The organism is Cytobacillus depressus (genome assembly GCF_008923245.1).
GTDB lineage: Bacteria > Bacillota > Bacilli > Bacillales > Cytobacillaceae > Cytobacillus > Cytobacillus depressus.
This window is the reverse complement of sequence record NZ_WBOS01000003.1, coordinates 232,609-248,051: the sequence shown is the minus strand read 5'-3', so window position 1 is coordinate 248,051 and position 15,443 is coordinate 232,609. Positions and strand designations below refer to the sequence as shown.

The 15,443-nt window shown below is 41.1% G+C and carries 11 protein-coding genes and 1 riboswitch; of the genes, 9 read left to right on the top strand and 2 right to left on the bottom strand.

All coding sequences use genetic code 11. The features are described from left to right. The 4 genes from F7731_RS10015 (at window position 1) to F7731_RS10000 (ending at window position 4,614) form a co-directional block, all read left to right on the top strand. Window positions 1–1,239 carry an NRAMP family divalent metal transporter gene (locus F7731_RS10015; protein ID WP_151534641.1) on the top strand — a complete coding sequence of 413 codons (1,239 nt, stop codon included), beginning with the start codon at window positions 1–3 and terminating at the stop codon, window positions 1,237–1,239. A 129-nt stretch (window positions 1,240–1,368) separates the two neighbouring features. Then, a complete protein-coding gene (locus tag F7731_RS10010) occupies window positions 1,369–2,142 on the top strand; it encodes a putative hydro-lyase (protein WP_425481993.1) in 774 nt (257 codons plus the stop codon). Window positions 2,143–2,405: 263 nt separating this feature from the next. Continuing rightward, window positions 2,406–3,320: a DMT family transporter gene (locus F7731_RS10005; protein WP_151534798.1), complete on the top strand. Its 915-nt coding sequence runs from the start codon at window positions 2,406–2,408 to the stop codon at window positions 3,318–3,320. 442 nt (window positions 3,321–3,762) lie between these two features. Next, window positions 3,763–3,846, bottom strand: a riboswitch (cyclic di-GMP riboswitch). Window positions 3,847–4,149: 303 nt separating this feature from the next. Next, a complete protein-coding gene (locus F7731_RS10000; RefSeq protein ID WP_151534640.1) occupies window positions 4,150–4,614 on the top strand; it encodes a hypothetical protein in 465 nt (154 codons plus the stop codon). A gap of 295 nt (window positions 4,615–4,909) precedes the next feature. Here F7731_RS10000 and F7731_RS09995 read toward each other — a convergent pair whose 3' ends face one another. Continuing rightward, window positions 4,910–5,758, bottom strand: coding sequence for a L,D-transpeptidase family protein (locus tag F7731_RS09995; protein ID WP_151534639.1), 849 nt, complete (start codon window positions 5,756–5,758; stop codon window positions 4,910–4,912). Between the two features lie 187 nt (window positions 5,759–5,945). Here F7731_RS09995 and F7731_RS09990 point away from each other — a divergent pair, with 187 nt between their 5' ends. Beyond that, a complete protein-coding gene (locus F7731_RS09990; RefSeq protein ID WP_151534638.1) occupies window positions 5,946–7,577 on the top strand; it encodes a stalk domain-containing protein in 1,632 nt (543 codons plus the stop codon). Between the two features lie 348 nt (window positions 7,578–7,925). Here the strand turns inward: F7731_RS09990 and F7731_RS09985 are convergent, their stop codons facing one another. Next, window positions 7,926–9,290: a TraB/GumN family protein gene (locus F7731_RS09985; protein ID WP_151534637.1), complete on the bottom strand. Its 1,365-nt coding sequence runs from the start codon at window positions 9,288–9,290 to the stop codon at window positions 7,926–7,928. A 639-nt stretch (window positions 9,291–9,929) separates the two neighbouring features. On the opposite strand from F7731_RS09985, the gene F7731_RS09980 reads away from it, so the two are divergent. The 4 genes from F7731_RS09980 to F7731_RS09965 all read left to right on the top strand — a co-directional run bounded on the left by F7731_RS09980 (window position 9,930) and on the right by F7731_RS09965 (window position 15,094). Next, the gene (locus F7731_RS09980; protein ID WP_151534636.1) at window positions 9,930–10,466 is read left to right on the top strand and encodes a peroxiredoxin; all 537 of its coding nucleotides are present in this window, start codon (window positions 9,930–9,932) and stop codon (window positions 10,464–10,466) included. A 368-nt stretch (window positions 10,467–10,834) separates the two neighbouring features. Then, window positions 10,835–13,063 carry an EAL domain-containing protein gene (locus F7731_RS09975; RefSeq protein WP_151534635.1) on the top strand — a complete coding sequence of 743 codons (2,229 nt, stop codon included), beginning with the start codon at window positions 10,835–10,837 and terminating at the stop codon, window positions 13,061–13,063. Window positions 13,064–13,083: 20 nt separating this feature from the next. Further along, complete coding sequence (locus F7731_RS09970; RefSeq protein WP_151534634.1) at window positions 13,084–14,718, top strand: thiamine pyrophosphate-binding protein; 1,635 nt, start codon at window positions 13,084–13,086, stop codon at window positions 14,716–14,718. A gap of 1 nt (window position 14,719) precedes the next feature. After that, window positions 14,720–15,094 (top strand): carboxymuconolactone decarboxylase family protein, encoded by a 375-nt coding sequence (locus F7731_RS09965; protein ID WP_151534633.1) that lies wholly within the window; start codon window positions 14,720–14,722, stop codon window positions 15,092–15,094. Window positions 15,095–15,443 lie beyond the last annotated feature (349 nt).

Genomic DNA, 15,443 nt, shown 5'->3' with positions numbered 1-15,443 from the left:
ATGGGAGTACCTAAATTGGAAGCAACACAAGAAAACAACAAAACTTCTGGGAAAAAGAAAGCAACTAGAAGTGTCCTGCTCGGCGCCGCCTTTTTAATGGCGACCTCATCGATTGGCCCTGGATTTTTAACACAAACGACTGTCTTTACACAGCAGTTGGCAGCAAGCTTCGCTTTTGTTATTTTAATTTCATTATTATTAGACGTTGTTGCGCAAATAAACATTTGGCGAATCATTGCGGTTTCAGGATTGCGCGGACAAGAAATTGCCAACAAAGTGTTGCCTGGCCTCGGTGTAGTTCTAGCCATCCTGATCGTCATGGGTGGATTAGCTTTTAATATCGGAAACGTAGCGGGTGCAGGATTGGGTCTGAACGCGATGCTTGGCTTGGACCCCATCGTAGGTGCTATTATCAGTGCTGTGGTTGCGATTTTTATTTTTGTCGTAAAAGAAGCGGGTAAAGCGATGGATAAATTCGCCCAAATTGCAGGAGGAGTCATGATCCTTCTCATGCTGTACGTGGCCTTCACGACATCCCCGCCTGTTGGAGAAGCGATTAAGAATACGATTATGCCAGAAAAGATTAGCATCTTCGCTATTGTTACTCTCGTTGGAGGAACAGTAGGCGGTTATATTACATTTGCCGGGGGACACCGACTATTAGATGCAGGAATCAAAGGCGTTGAGTCATTGCCAGAAGTGACGAAAAGCTCTGTTACAGGGATTGCTGTTACAGGCATTATGCGTGTCGCTCTTTTCTTAGCTGCTCTTGGAGTTGTAGCAAAAGGTTTAGCGATTGATCCAGCGAATCCGCCAGCTTCCGTTTTCAAACTAGCAGCAGGTGATATTGGATTTCGTATGTTTGGTGTGATCATGTGGGCGGCAGCCATTACATCTGTTGTCGGAGCAGCGTATACGTCTGTTTCATTTATCCGCTCGTTTCACCCAGCGATCGAGAAACACAAAAACTGGATCATTATTGGATTTATCGTTGTTTCAACAGTGACATTCGCCCTTGTCGGAAGACCAGTTACAATCTTGCTTCTAGTTGGTGCGTTAAATGCACTTATTTTGCCGTTAGCTTTAGGGACACTTTTAGTTGCCGTCTACAAGAAAAATATTGTTGGCGAGTATAAGCATCCTCTATGGTTGACGATTACAGGTGGAATTGTTGTTGTGATCATGGGGTATTTGAGTATCCAAACTTTGATCGAACAACTACCTCAGCTTTTTAAATAATCGATTTCGGGGGATTTGTCGGGGTATTCGTGCGAATTGACATGGACTTGGCAACTCCCCCAGCTTTTTTAGTCATTTCTTTAAAAATTGGACAAGTTGGAGTGATGAATGTTGGGAAACTATGAAAATATGGGGCCTAGTAAAATAAGAGAGTTAATTCGCCATCAAGAGATTACAGGACCGACAGCAGGCATGTCCAAAGGCTATACACAAGCGAATTTAGTCATCTTAAAAAAAGAGCACGCCTTTGACTTTTTGCTATTTTGCCAACGGAATCCGAAGCCATGTCCATTATTGGACGTGACGGAGCCTGGCTCTCCTGTTCCTGCTATGATTGCAAGTGATGCGGATATCCGTAAAGACATTCCGAAATATCGGATTTACAGAGACGGAGTTTTCACAGAAGAAGTCACAGATATTACGGATTATTGGGAAGATGATATGGTTGGCTTCCTGCTTGGCTGTAGCTTTACCTTTGAAACGCCACTCCTTGAAAGTGGTATCCCAATTCGCCATATCGAAGAAAACTGTAACGTTCCAATGTACAAAACAAATATCCAATGTAACAAAGCTGGGATTTTTGAGGGACCGACAGTCGTCAGCATGCGACCAATGTCACCAGAGGACGCCATCCGCGCCGTTCAGATTACGTCGCGCTTCCCTGCCGTCCACGGTGCGCCTATCCATATCGGAGACCCAAGCCAAATCGGCATTGCCGATATTTCTAAACCCGACTTCGGAGACGCGGTCACATTAAAAGACGGAGAAGTTCCCGTATTTTGGGCTTGCGGTGTCACCCCTCAAGCCGTCGCCATGGAAAGCAAACCCGCCATCATGATTACACATGCACCAGGGTGTATGTTTATCAGTGACATAAAGGATGAAAAATTAAGCGTGTTATAAGGTAGGCATACAATATGGTGTCTGCTATATGGTGTCAGACACCTCTCGTAGACAAATCATTACTTTTTCCGCGGAGGGTGGACACTTCTGTCACACTGGAGATAGTTCAAAGGGACAGCCCTTGTGCTGTTACTCAAATTTTAAAAAAATCTATAAGCAGAGTGTGGAAATTATTTTACTTTCATGAGACGATGGATCCGTACATCGTCTTTTTGAAATTTTCGGAATTAATTTTGACACGCCTGTTAGTCGTTAAAAAGGGGATGGAGAACGTGTTTACAAAATCAACTGCTATGCTTCTCGTGCTCATTTTGATTTGGGGAGCAAGCTGGCCCATCAATAAAATAGCAGTACCGCATTCACCGCCACTGCTTTATGCAGGACTGCGTGCACTTTTAGGCGGAATTTTGTTGACTCTAATTATTTGGAAAACACGGAAGGCGATCAATTGGCGGAACAACTGGAAAAAATACTTCATAGCGACTTTCTTCAATTCTATCCTTTTTTTCGGGCTTCAAACGGCAGGATTGCTCTATTTACCGGGTGGATTGTTTTCAGTTCTTGTCTATTTTCAACCAATTTTACTTGGCCTTTTCGCTTGGCTCCTACTTGGTGAATCTTTATCACCCATCCGAATAATTGGGTTGCTGCTTGGATTTGCAGGAATCGTGGTCGTCAGTGTGGATGGATTGACCGTCCATATTTCAGCAATCGGAGTGACGCTCGGGTTACTTACTGCGATTAGCTGGGCGTTCGGTGTCATCTACGTAAAGAAAATAAGCAAAGAAGTGGATGCGTTTTGGATGGTGGCGATGCAATGCATCATCGGAGGGATTTCCCTCTTAGGGCTCGGATCCATGTTCGAAGATTGGTCTGCGATCGAATGGGGTCGACCACAATATCAACTTGGACTTGTGTTCGGTGCCACCATTGGCATCCCGCTCGCCTACATCCTATATTACAAACTGGTCAGTGCTGGTGAAGCAAGCAAAGTCGGATCCTCTACATTTCTCATCCCAATAGTGGCAGTTCTCCTCGGAGTTATTTTCCTACGAGAAACTGTGACTTATAGACTCATTGTTGGGCTTGTACTCGTAGGTTTAAGTATTCGATTCGTAAACTTGCAGAAAAAACCGCAGAAAAAGCAAAAACAGGGAGACGGCCCCGTTGCCTCCTAAAAGTTGCCTCCAATAGGTGTCAGACACCATCCGTGGGCAAGTTGGTTGTTTTTCCACAAGAGGTGGACACTTCTTCCAATTGGAGTTTTTTCATAAAAAATTAAAAGGCCCAACCAGCAATACTCTGCTAGTTGTGCCTTTTTCTTCGTGTAAATCTATTTTTCCCTCTAAAAGCCGTCCCATTCGTCCCTTGCTCAGTTGCTAGAACACGCTTCCTGTCTTCTTATCTCACACTTTAGTTTCATATTTTCAAAATAAAGAGCTTTATACTCATGGTAGTAAGCCTTCTCCAATAGTTGGACTTTCAATTTCTCACAAAGGCAGTCCTCAATCAATAATTCGTTATATCGTTGTTGAAATACATGCCATTTATGAACTGCATAATAAAAAAACTTAAACACGCTGGCTCCTCCTCTTTCACCGATAAATCGTAGGAGTTGTATTCGGAATCTGGCTGGCATGGTTTTACACTTTAGCCCCTGTAGCTTTGCGTCATCACCTTTCGATGATTTTGCCCTTTTCGTACGATTTACGTGCTATTATCAGAATATTTATACCACAAAAACATTATTCGGTAAATAATTCCTATATAAAATCAAACTTAAGGCCTATTATCAGTATCTCACTTCCCAATAAAACAGGTTATCCGATTCACTAAGTAGTGTTTTTCCCTAGGAGTGTCCACCCTCAACGGATAAATTATCCGTTTGTCTACGGACGGTGTCTGACACCTTGTTTTGTACAATCCACCGTCCCAAAATCCATACTAAACAACTCCCCTACAGAATACACTCTTAAAAAGCAGCCTTATTCCAAGGGGTGGTTATTGTTGAGAAGGCGGCATGTACATAAAAAGTCGGTTTTTATTCTTTTATTTATAATTTCTGCTGTTTTTATACTGCTTTCGAGAGGCCTTTTCTCTTCGTCTGGCGATCATGCATTGAAAGCGGTAGATGCGTTTTATAAGTATGAGCAAGAGGGGAATTTCTCCGGTTCGTGGGAGATGTTCCATCCATATATGAAACTGAAGTTTACAAAAGGGCATTATTTGCAGGATCGTGCGCATGTGTTTATGAATCATTTCGGGGTGGATACTTTCACGTATTCACTTGGAAAGCCCAAGAAGCTGAAAAATTGGCAGCCACCTAGTGAAGAATTTGATCTAGGTATCGTATATAAGGTGCCAGTCACTCAAGTTTTCAAAGGAAAGTATGGGAATTTTTCATTGCATCAGGAGGTCTTTGTGGTGCGGGTAAAAAAAGACTGGATGATATTATGGGATTATAACAAATGAACCCAGATTCTAATTAGAAATGGAATGATATTCCTCGGAATTTCATGGCCTTTTTAACTGACGAAATTTCGGGGACTAGCCTATAGTTTTGGTGAGCTACCTCCCTCTTGCTACATAAGCAATATCATTGCTGGTCATGTTCATTAATCAGTATCAATTGATTCTTCTTCTTTCCGATTTTTCATAGAATCTCTAGTAAAGTTGGACCCTTCCCCACTTTTCCCCCTACCTTTATACAAAATAAACACAAATCCAAATACCCCCTACAGAGTTCACTCCACAGGGGGCCAGCATTTCATTTACCCAAGTATACGATTCTCTTATTACTATCCCACTTCACTTCAACTCCGAGTGCTTCACTGACAAAGCGCACCGGGACAAAGGTTGTGTTTTGGCGAATGGTTGGAGCAGTGTCTAGAGTGATGAATTGTCCGTTTTTAGTTGCCTGGGTTGAATGAATCTTGAGTTTGATGGATTGATTATTCTTTGTGGCAACAATAGTCTTACTTGTGTGTTCCCATTGAACAGCAGCACCCAATTCATCAAAAATGGTACGCATCGGGATTAAAACACGGTTATTTTCAATAACAGGATTAACGTCTAATTTAAGTTCTTTCCCGCTAACTAGGACCTTAACAGGCGGCTTTAATTGATAGCCGTTAGCCTTGGCAATTTCGTCAAATGATTTTTTGGAGTTTACGATGGAAACCTTTGTATACAATTCCACCCGATCAAATAGCCAACGAATATCCTCGTTATGCATCCTCACACAACCCGCACTCACATATTTTCCAATTGAATCAGGGTTATTGTTCCCATGAATGGCGTAGGTGGTCCCATATGTACCTAAAACCTCAAGCCCCAGCCAGCGATTGCCTAATGGATTTTTAGGATCTCCCCCGGGAATCCCTCCCGTGTAATATGGACGATTTTTAATCTTGTTTACAATGGGAAAAGTCCCCTCTGGTGTTAGCCCCTCAGTTCTCCCTGTCCCCACAGGAAAAGTTTTTACAAGTTCTCCCTTTTCATAAAACGCCAATTCATTACTCGCTTTGTTAATAATAATTAATTGATTCCCACTGGCATGAGCAAATTGTGGGCCAAACATAAGTAAAAAAAATAATAGCATGAAGATTTTTTTCATCCCAAACCTCTCCCCGTTTCATGGTCTTCTATACTTAGATAAATTGGATCATTTTTCCTGCAAGACTCTCTTATTATCGAATTAAAGTTTTCAAATCTAGATTTCTATAACTAAATACCCGTTATATTGCTCCTAATTTATGGTATGATGGGGGCAGTTTGGTATTTTAATAGAGGAGTTAAAACATATGCGAAAAATAAAATTCATCCTCGCCTTCATGGTGGCAGCTGCTTTTCTTTTTCCATCTGCAACCGTAAAGGCAATGAATGAGCCAAAGACGATTCAAGCTTTTGAAGAGCCCTATTTTATTTCTTATAACGGGAACGAATCACTGGCAGAGGGAAAGCTTATAACTTACGATGGAAAAACTTATATTCCTTTGTTAGACGTTTCGAATCTATTAGGTTTGACCTTTGGATCAAGCTCCGAAAATATATATTTATCAGGCAGTCCAGCGATTTCGCTAAATAAAAATGCACATGCCTTACCGAAGGAGCCAATTGAATCAACAAACGCTTTGAAGGTAAACCCGGCAATTAGCACATATGCAGGGATCGTCCTTGAGAACGGGAATAACAGTGTACCGGTATTTTCTAAAAACGCGCAAAAAAAATTATACCCAGCCAGCACTACAAAAATTATGACGATGCTGCTTGCCCTTGAAAATGGGGATTTAAAAGAGACGGTAACGATTGGATCAGGTGTCGCAACGGTCCCTTTCGATAGCTCGAAGGCAGGCGTGAAACCTGGCGACCGAATGACACTTGAACAGCTTCTCTATGCTCTCATGCTTCCATCGGGCAATGATGCTGCAGTTGCAGTCGCTGAGCATATTGGAGGTTCAGTGGATCAATTTGTGAAGATGATGAATAATCGGGCTAAAGAGCTTGGGGCAATGAATACTTCTTTTACAAATCCGCACGGCTATCATCATCCGAATTTATATACAACAGCATCGGATCTTGCACTTATCGTAAGGGAAGCAGCTAAAAATCCAGCTTTCTTAAAGATCACCGGTACCCCGACCTACACGGCTACCTATAAAAGTAAGGAAGGTAAAACGATAACGAAGACGTGGAAAAACACAAATAAGCTCGTGCAAACTTCGACTCCCTTCTATTTATCTTCTATTAAAGCAGGAAAAACCGGCTACACAGGTGAGGCTCGCTATAATCTTGTGAGTATTGCCACAATCGGTAAGCGCCAATATATTATTGTCCTGCTTCGTGGGGAAAAGGACCAAGGCTATAAAGACACTAAAAATCTAGTAAATGCAATTCAAGCAAAACAAAGTAAGATGATTGATAAGAGAACTACAATGAATATTTTTCCATTTACCAATAAATTATATGTAAATGATTTGGAAATGAGCACAAATTCGAATCTCTTTATCAAAGACGGACAACCGTACATAGCAACGGATTCAATAAAAGAATTATCACCGATTTTTTCTAGTGTTAAAGTAAGTCAATCTCCAACCTTGAAAGCGAGCTTTAATCAAGACCTTATACCTTTAGGCCAGGGTGAAGCCGTTATTCAAAATGGCCGAATGCTCGTGCCGATTAGATCCTTTTCAGAAAAAGCAAACCTAACACTTCACTGGGATCAGAAAAACAAAACCGTTACAGCCAATTCAGCAGACATACTTATTGAGATGAAAATTAATTCAAAGACTGCCACGGTTAATGGGAAAAAAGTTGAACTCGATGTGCCGCCAACAATCTTAAATGGTCGCACACTCCTCCCGCTTCGCTTTATCTCGGAGTCCATTGGCGCTACGGTCGACTGGGGTCGGGCGCGTACATTGTATCTTTATTAGGTAATAAGACTAATATTTTGTGAGTATTACAGTCCAAATAGCGGATAACAAACCTTTATATTGCAAAATGAAAAATAACACAGTTCTGGACTGTGTTATTTTTTGTTTATATTTTATAAGATAAATCCTTGTCTCCAAGTGCTAAGCAATCCCATATACACTAATTTAATAGCAGCATAAATTCTTTCCTATTTTCCCCAAAACAAATCCCTCCTGTGTTTCAGTATGTCTTTTACATACCGCCTACACAGAAGGGATCATCACTGTCTATATTCACAAACTATGCTTTTAATTCATTAACATCCCACTAGAAAACGCTTTTTCGCAGCGGGCCTCTAGCCTCCAAGTCTAACCCTCTGTCCCCCAAAATTCTTCCACCTTATACCCTTTTTCCTTTAAGTGGAAAAGGATGCTTTTAGGAGTTACAAAGTGACCAGCTCCAACGACAAGGAAATATGTGCCTTTTTCTTCTGATTCTAGAAGCTGAGCGATTTTCTCAGTCATGTTTTTATCTCTTTCACCGAATAACATGTCATTGAATTCACTTGATTCACCTTCTACTGCATTAAAGCTTTCTGTAAAGCCTTTAATATTACCTTTGTTCCAATGATCGAACCATTCTTTTACTAGCTTGCTTTCATCAACCTTTTTTGCATCTGGGTCTAGAATGCTATCAAGTGCTTCTACTAAATATTGTTCCTGAGCTTTAGGAGAAAGTCCCTCGAACATATCCGTTTGTGCCTTCATTCCCTCTAACTCAATAACAGGTTTTTGAGAAAGATAGGCATTCAAAAGGAAGTACATATCTATTCCTGAATTTGCCATTTGTTCAGGCGGCAAACCGATAGATTCACTTAATAATAGGCTGGAAACAAAGCTTGCCAGGCTCCATGGCTTGAAATGAATAAAAGCTTCTTCAGGCTGTTCATATTTTGCGAGAACTTTAAGCAGCTTCTCATAGGTTTCCTTACTAACAACATCCTTTATTGTTGAACCATCTTGAAACATTGAAGCTTCAGTGAAATATTGAAGGCCTTCCGCATCAAAAAGGTCGGCTTCAACTAATAAAGCATCTGCTTCATTAAAAGAAGTTACTAATTTTTCATGAATAGGATACAGTTCCGGAGTACCTACATGGATAGAACCTAGTAAATAAATTTTATTACCGTTATTTTCAACCTTCCAGGCCATGCCTTTAGAACCAGCTTGAGCTTGGTAGTATGTATCCTTAACAAGTCGTGTTGCAAAAATAACAGCTTCCTCAGTAGTAACATTGCTATCTAATTGTAATCCTTTTTGAGAACCTTTTAAAATTTTCCGATCCTGCATATAAGCAACTGCAGAATCACCTACTGGTAACTCATATTGAGCTACGATTTTATAAAGCTCATTAATCACATTTCCTCGTGAAATATTGAGGTTAACGGCTGTAGAAGTGTAGTCGTCATTCTTTTTAAGTCCTAGTGCCGCAATTTTTTTCTTCGTTTGCGCTAATAGGACATTCAGACGCTCCTTGGTAATCTTAGCTTTAAAGCTATCGTAGTACCATTCCATCGGGAAAATGCCATACTTCTCACCTTCGGATAATTCCCCTACCGCCCATTGGCTAATTTCGGGTGTTTTCGGTTCAGCAGCTAGGGCGGGTACGATCGATGTTAACATCAGAACGAAGGTAAAAAATCCTGCAAACGCCCCTCTTATCATTCTCTTCATTCCTTCAAAGCTCCTCTCCATCTCAATGTTTTATAGCTAGAGTAGCAATGATGAATAATCTAGAAGTCTACTAACTAATAAGGTTTTTAGGAAAATATCCCCTTCTGGTAACGAGAAACATCTACCTAATTTACTATTATTTAACACAAAATCTCATTTGTCAAATCTTTACCAACAAGTATTTTTTATTAAAAGTTGGAGGGAGCTATTTGAGATGCATCAATCAATCGTTTGATTAAAGAAAATTTGACTCCTCAAACAAAGGCGATCAAATACCAACATACCTATCAATCAAACGTTTGATTAAATCCCCTCTAAACCATGCGGGATAACGAGTCCAGACACTTCAACCAAACGTTTGATTAAAGAAAATTAGACCCCTCAAACAAAGGCGATCAAATACGAACATGCCTATCAATCAAACGTTTGATTAAATCCCCTCTAAACCATGCGGGACAACAAGTTCAGACACTTCAATCAAACGTTTGATTAAAGAAAATCCGATTCTCTCCCCCAATGCAAAACATTTCATTCATTCGTTCACTCATTAGGTAATAAGACTTATATTTTGTAAGTATCATAGCCCTTCAGTATAATCTTGATAGTACGAATATAACAGACAGAAGGGATTACATAAATATGTTAAATATCGGAACGAAGGCGCCAGATTTTAAAATGGATACGGTTTCTGCGTTTTCAAGCTTGCCTATCCCAACGACACTTGAGCAGTATAAAGGTAAATGGCTCATTCTTTTCTTTTATCCTTTTGATTTCTCTATTGTGTGTCCGACTGAAGTTAAGGTGATGAATGGTTATCTTCCTACATTTACTGAATTAAATACGGAGGTGCTGGCCATCAGCACGGATAGTATTTTTACGCATCGTGCATGGCTGAAGGCCGACCATCCAATTGCGATCGGGGACATTGAGCTGACGCTCGCTTCGGATTATCAGAAAGAAGTCTCAAAAGCTTACGATGTTCTGGATCCTCAGTCAGGTGCAGCCTATCGTGCCCTGTATATTATTGACCCGAATGGATACATACAGTACGCAACCATGACCAACCATAATGTCGGAAGAAGTGCAGCCGAAACGGTACGCGTCCTCCAAGCATTGCAAACAGGCGGCATGTGTCCGATGGATTGGACATTAGGAGAAAAAACGATCGAAGTATAATATAGAAGAAACTAGTGGAAATAAACCTTTATAGTGCAAAAGGAAAAATAACACGGTGCTGTTGACTGTGTTATTTTTTCATTTAAGTATGTACTGAATAAGATGCGACACACCTCGACACGATCCACCAAAACAAATTGAATTCCAAAAGTACAAACTTTATAATTAATCTATTAAATAAGAATAGTGCGAAGACCTCGGTCACTCTCAGGCATAGCATAAGATAGGCTGACCGAGCAGATTAGAATAATAAGTAACTAATCAATCCATTGGTCATGCAGGACGGTTAGTTTTTTCTTTAAGGATTTTTGCAAACAACCGATATAAATAGTTGAACATCATTAGATGCACAGATTTTGGAGGAAAATATGAAGAGAAATGACGCTTCTTATATTATAGAGTCGAATAGATTTTGCAAAGAGGCCGGAATGAACCCGAATGAGGTATCCAGACCGAAACACTTTCTAAGTAAACTGGGGCTTGCGGAAAAAAGAAAATCGTATAGTGAAATATTATCAGTTGTAAGGTTTTTCTCTAATAAGCTATTAGACTCCTTAAGAGGCACGCCGATATTAGTTGTCGTTTCGGATGCTAACGGTTATCTGCTTGAAATTGAAGGAGATGAAACAATAAAAGAGACGATCAAGCAATTTGGGATTAGACCGGGTAGCCTGTTCACCCTGGAAGATACAGGGACGAATGTGATTAGTCTTGCCCTGCAGCAAAAGCACCCGATCAGTATTATCGGCGACCAGCATTATCATACATTTCTTCATGAGATTGCCTGTTATGGAACGGGATTTCATTATACAGATGAAAATAACCTGCTTGGCAGTGTGTCCATTATGATGCCTATTCAATGTCAGAATCCACTTTTCCTGACGATGCTAACGCAGGCGGTTGATTCGATTGAAAGGGAGCTCTTATTAAGGAAACAGAATAAGCAGCTTAATATTATGAATCAGATTATGTTAAGCAGAACTAGAAATGGCATTGTCATTACAGATGAGAACGGAATCACTACCGAGTTTAACGATTTTGCGCAACAAATTTCGAATAACAGCAGGAAGTCTGTGATTGGAAGAAATATTTGCGAATCCAACATAACAGGAACATATTTTAAAGAAGTACTGGAAAAAAGAAAAATATTTACGGATGAAGAATTACAGTTTATCGACGTCAAGGGCAAACTTGTCGTCTGCCTGTTCGACGCGCAGCCAATCTATGAAGATGGGAAAATGATCGGTGCCTTTGGCCAGTTCAGGGACATTTCAGACCGTCACTTTCTTCAGGAAAAATATAACTATTTAGCCTATCATGATGACCTGACCAATCTTCCAAATCGACGATATATCCAAAAGGAAATTGAAGCGATCATTGAGGAAATAAAAGCTGGCAATAAGAGGACATTGGCCCTTCTATACATTGATCTCGACCGTTTTAAAATTATTAATGATAACTTTAGCCATTCTTACGGTGATATCCTCCTTAAAAAGGTAAGCCAGCGTTTATGTAGTTGCCTTGGGGAAAACGATGTACTCGCCCGAATGGGTGGCGATGAATTTATTTTCCTGCTTAAAGATTTTGATGATCCTGAATATGTAAAGAAAAAAGCGGAAGAAGTCCAAAATCTATTTCATGAATCTTTTTATGTCGGCAGTGACGAATTGCATACGACCGCGAGTATCGGAATGGCGATTTATCCCGAATACCCCATTTCGATGGAGAAGCTCATGATTTATGCGGATAATGCAATGTATCAGGCAAAAGCTCAAGGTAAAAACCGCTATAGTATTTATACTTCCGAATTATTAGAGGAAATGACATATGAATACAGGCTCGAAGCAGATTTAAGAAGAGCATTAGAGAATGATGAATTTGTCCTTCACTATCAGCCGCAGATTCACCATCAAACGGGTGAAGTCGTTGGATTGGAAGCGTTAATTCGCTGGCAGCATCCTACGCTAGGTCTGCTGCCTCCGGGGAAATTTATAAAATTGGCTGAAGAAAACGGATTGATCACCCAAATTGGCAAGTGGGTCATTAATGAGGCATGCTCCCAAAATAAAAAATGGCAGGATGCTGGCATGGAACCGATTAAAGTGTCCGTTAATCTTTCCACACAGCAATTTCTATCGAAAGACCTCGTTACTTTTATGAAGGATTCGTTAGAGCGTACTGCACTTGATCCACAATATCTCGTCGTGGAAATCACTGAGTATATGGCGATGGAGTATGACTACTCACTAAAGGTTTTGAAACAGTTAAAAGCAATCGGGATTGGCATCAGCATTGATGATTTCGGGACTGGTTATAGCTCGCTGAATTATCTCAAAAATTTTCCAATTGATTACATCAAAATTGATAAAACATTCGTCGATGAAATCATGATTGATCATAATAATACCTTTATTATCAAAGCAATCATCACACTCGCACACAATCTTCAAATGCAAGTCATTGCAGAAGGCGTTGAAACAAAGGAACAGCTTGATTTTCTTATAAAACAAAAGTGCGATTTCATACAGGGCTATTTGTTCAGCAAACCACTGCCAGCTATCGAAATTGAAGAAAAGTATTTATTACAACGAAAATAATAGAGAGAGAGTTTTTAAAAATGAATACTACCGCTTCTGTATTAGCAGCAAATTTTAAACATTGGGGACTTCAGCATATATTTGGCATTCCTGGAAAGGCGATATCCCCTATTCTTTTTGAACTTTTAAACCAGGATATTAATTTTGTTTTAAGTAAACATGAAGCAGCTGCCGGGTTTGAAGCTGCCGGCTATGCCTTAATGAATGAGAAAGTTGGAGTCGCAATTGGTACGTCTGGTCCTGGTGGGACGAACTTACTAACAGCTGCTGGCCAGGCGTTCGCCTCCCATCTGCCGCTATTAATTATCACCGGACACCCTTCGATGAGAGATACGGGAAAGGCAATGGGCCAGGACTCCAGCACATTTGGCACCGATCTCGTGAATATGTTCAAACACGTCACGAAGTTCAGTGCACGGGTTGAGCGCGGGGATATGCTGCAGGGGTACTTGCAGCACGCACTTGAGAAAGCTTTATCAGGTGTAAAAGGGCCTGTGCATCTGGCCATCCCGTTTGATATTTTATTAGAAGAGATCGAACCATTCAAACTGGATCTCCCAGCGACCTATGAGATGATTTCCCCCAAAACGGCGGAAGTCATCGAAAAATTAAATTCGGCCGTTCGCCCCCTTTTATTTTTAGGAAAAGGCGTTCATTCCAGCAAAGCCTACGAGGAAGTACAGCATCTCGCTGAGTATTGGAACATTCCGGTCATCACCACACCGGGAGGAAAAGGAACATTTCCATCTAACCACAAGCTCTCATTAGGAGCATTTGGATTAGGCGGTACCCCGGAAGCGACTGAATTTTTCCATAAAAAAGTAGATTTATTAATCGTTATCGGGTCTAAATTAAGTGATATGTCAACAGCTGGCTTATCCGAAGCGATGTATCCAGAGCACGTCATCCACTTTGATTATGACTCTACGTTTATCGGGAAATCCATCGAAGTACCAACGACACCAGTGCTTGGCGATATCAAATCGAATTTGAAAACAATACTGAAGGATATACCGGAAACGAGCAGTGAAGCATTTTTGTCAACGCCGGAAATGTTGCCGCTTGAGGGAAATAGTCCGGGTGAGAGAATGTCGGCAGTCCAAGCATTACGGGCGATGCGTAACGCACTTCCAGATGACGCCATTGTTTTTGGCGATGATGGAAGCCACTCCTTCTACGGGATTAAGCACTTTGATATTTACAAGCCAGGAACCTTCTTTTTCGACGATATTTTCGGTGCCATGGGGAACGGAATCGGCTATGCCATAGGCGCGAAACTAGGAGCTCCCGAAAAAACGATCGTCTGCTTAGTTGGGGATGGCTGCATGTTCATGCATGGAACGGAGATTTCGACCGCATACAATTATGACTCCCCTGTCCTATTTATTGTTTTAAATAATGGACGTTTAGACATGGTGGAAAAAGGAATGCGGAAAATGATCGGCACATCCATCGGCGGCATTTATGAGACTCCGCTTGATGTAGCCCTGTTTGCAGAGTCGATGGGACTGCAAGCATTTACATGTCATGACCCTTACGATTTATCCGATCGAATAAAAGAAGCCTTACATATGTTGAAAGAAACGAACAAACCGATCGTGATTGAAGTATTAGTTGATGAAAATGAAATTCCACCAACAATGGGGAGGCAATAATATGGAAAATGACAAGCGACACGAAGCCGGCCTGCGCGTAATGGAAGAATTATTTCCTGAAGAAGTGCGTAGTGGCATGAAAGGACTAAAAAATGTTTCTCCTGACCTCTGGGATATGGCTGTTTCCTTTGGCTTCGGCGATCTCTACTCAAGAGAAACTCTTTCCCTCACACAACGGGAACTAATCACACTGACGACGCTCATCACCCAAGGAGCTTTCGATCAGCTGAAAGTTCACCTTCAGGCAGCTCTGAAGGTCGGACTATCTAAAGAACAAATTATCGAACTCATCATCCACTGTACCGGTTATGTCGGTTTTCCAAAAGCCATTCAGGCAATGGGGATTGCTGGGGAGATTTTTAAGGAGAATGAGTAGAGCGGCATGTCGCGGGAATCGTGGCTAGCCTAATTTATAGAGGCCCATCCAGTGTTTTTGACTGGATGGGCCTCTTAGTATTAAATGCATCAACGTTTCATAGGACGCGTTTTACAGTCTCACCTTCAGAAACGAGCTCCATGAATGCTTCATAGCTACCGTTTTCCTGGATCTCCGCCAGAAACGAGCTCCATGAACGATTCATAGTTACCGTTTTCCTTGATCACCTTCAGAAACGAGCTCCATGAACGATTCATAGTTACCGTTTTCCTTGATCACCTTCAGAAACGAGCTCCATGAACGCTTCATAGCTACCGTTTTCCTTAATCACCTTCAGAAACAAGCTCCA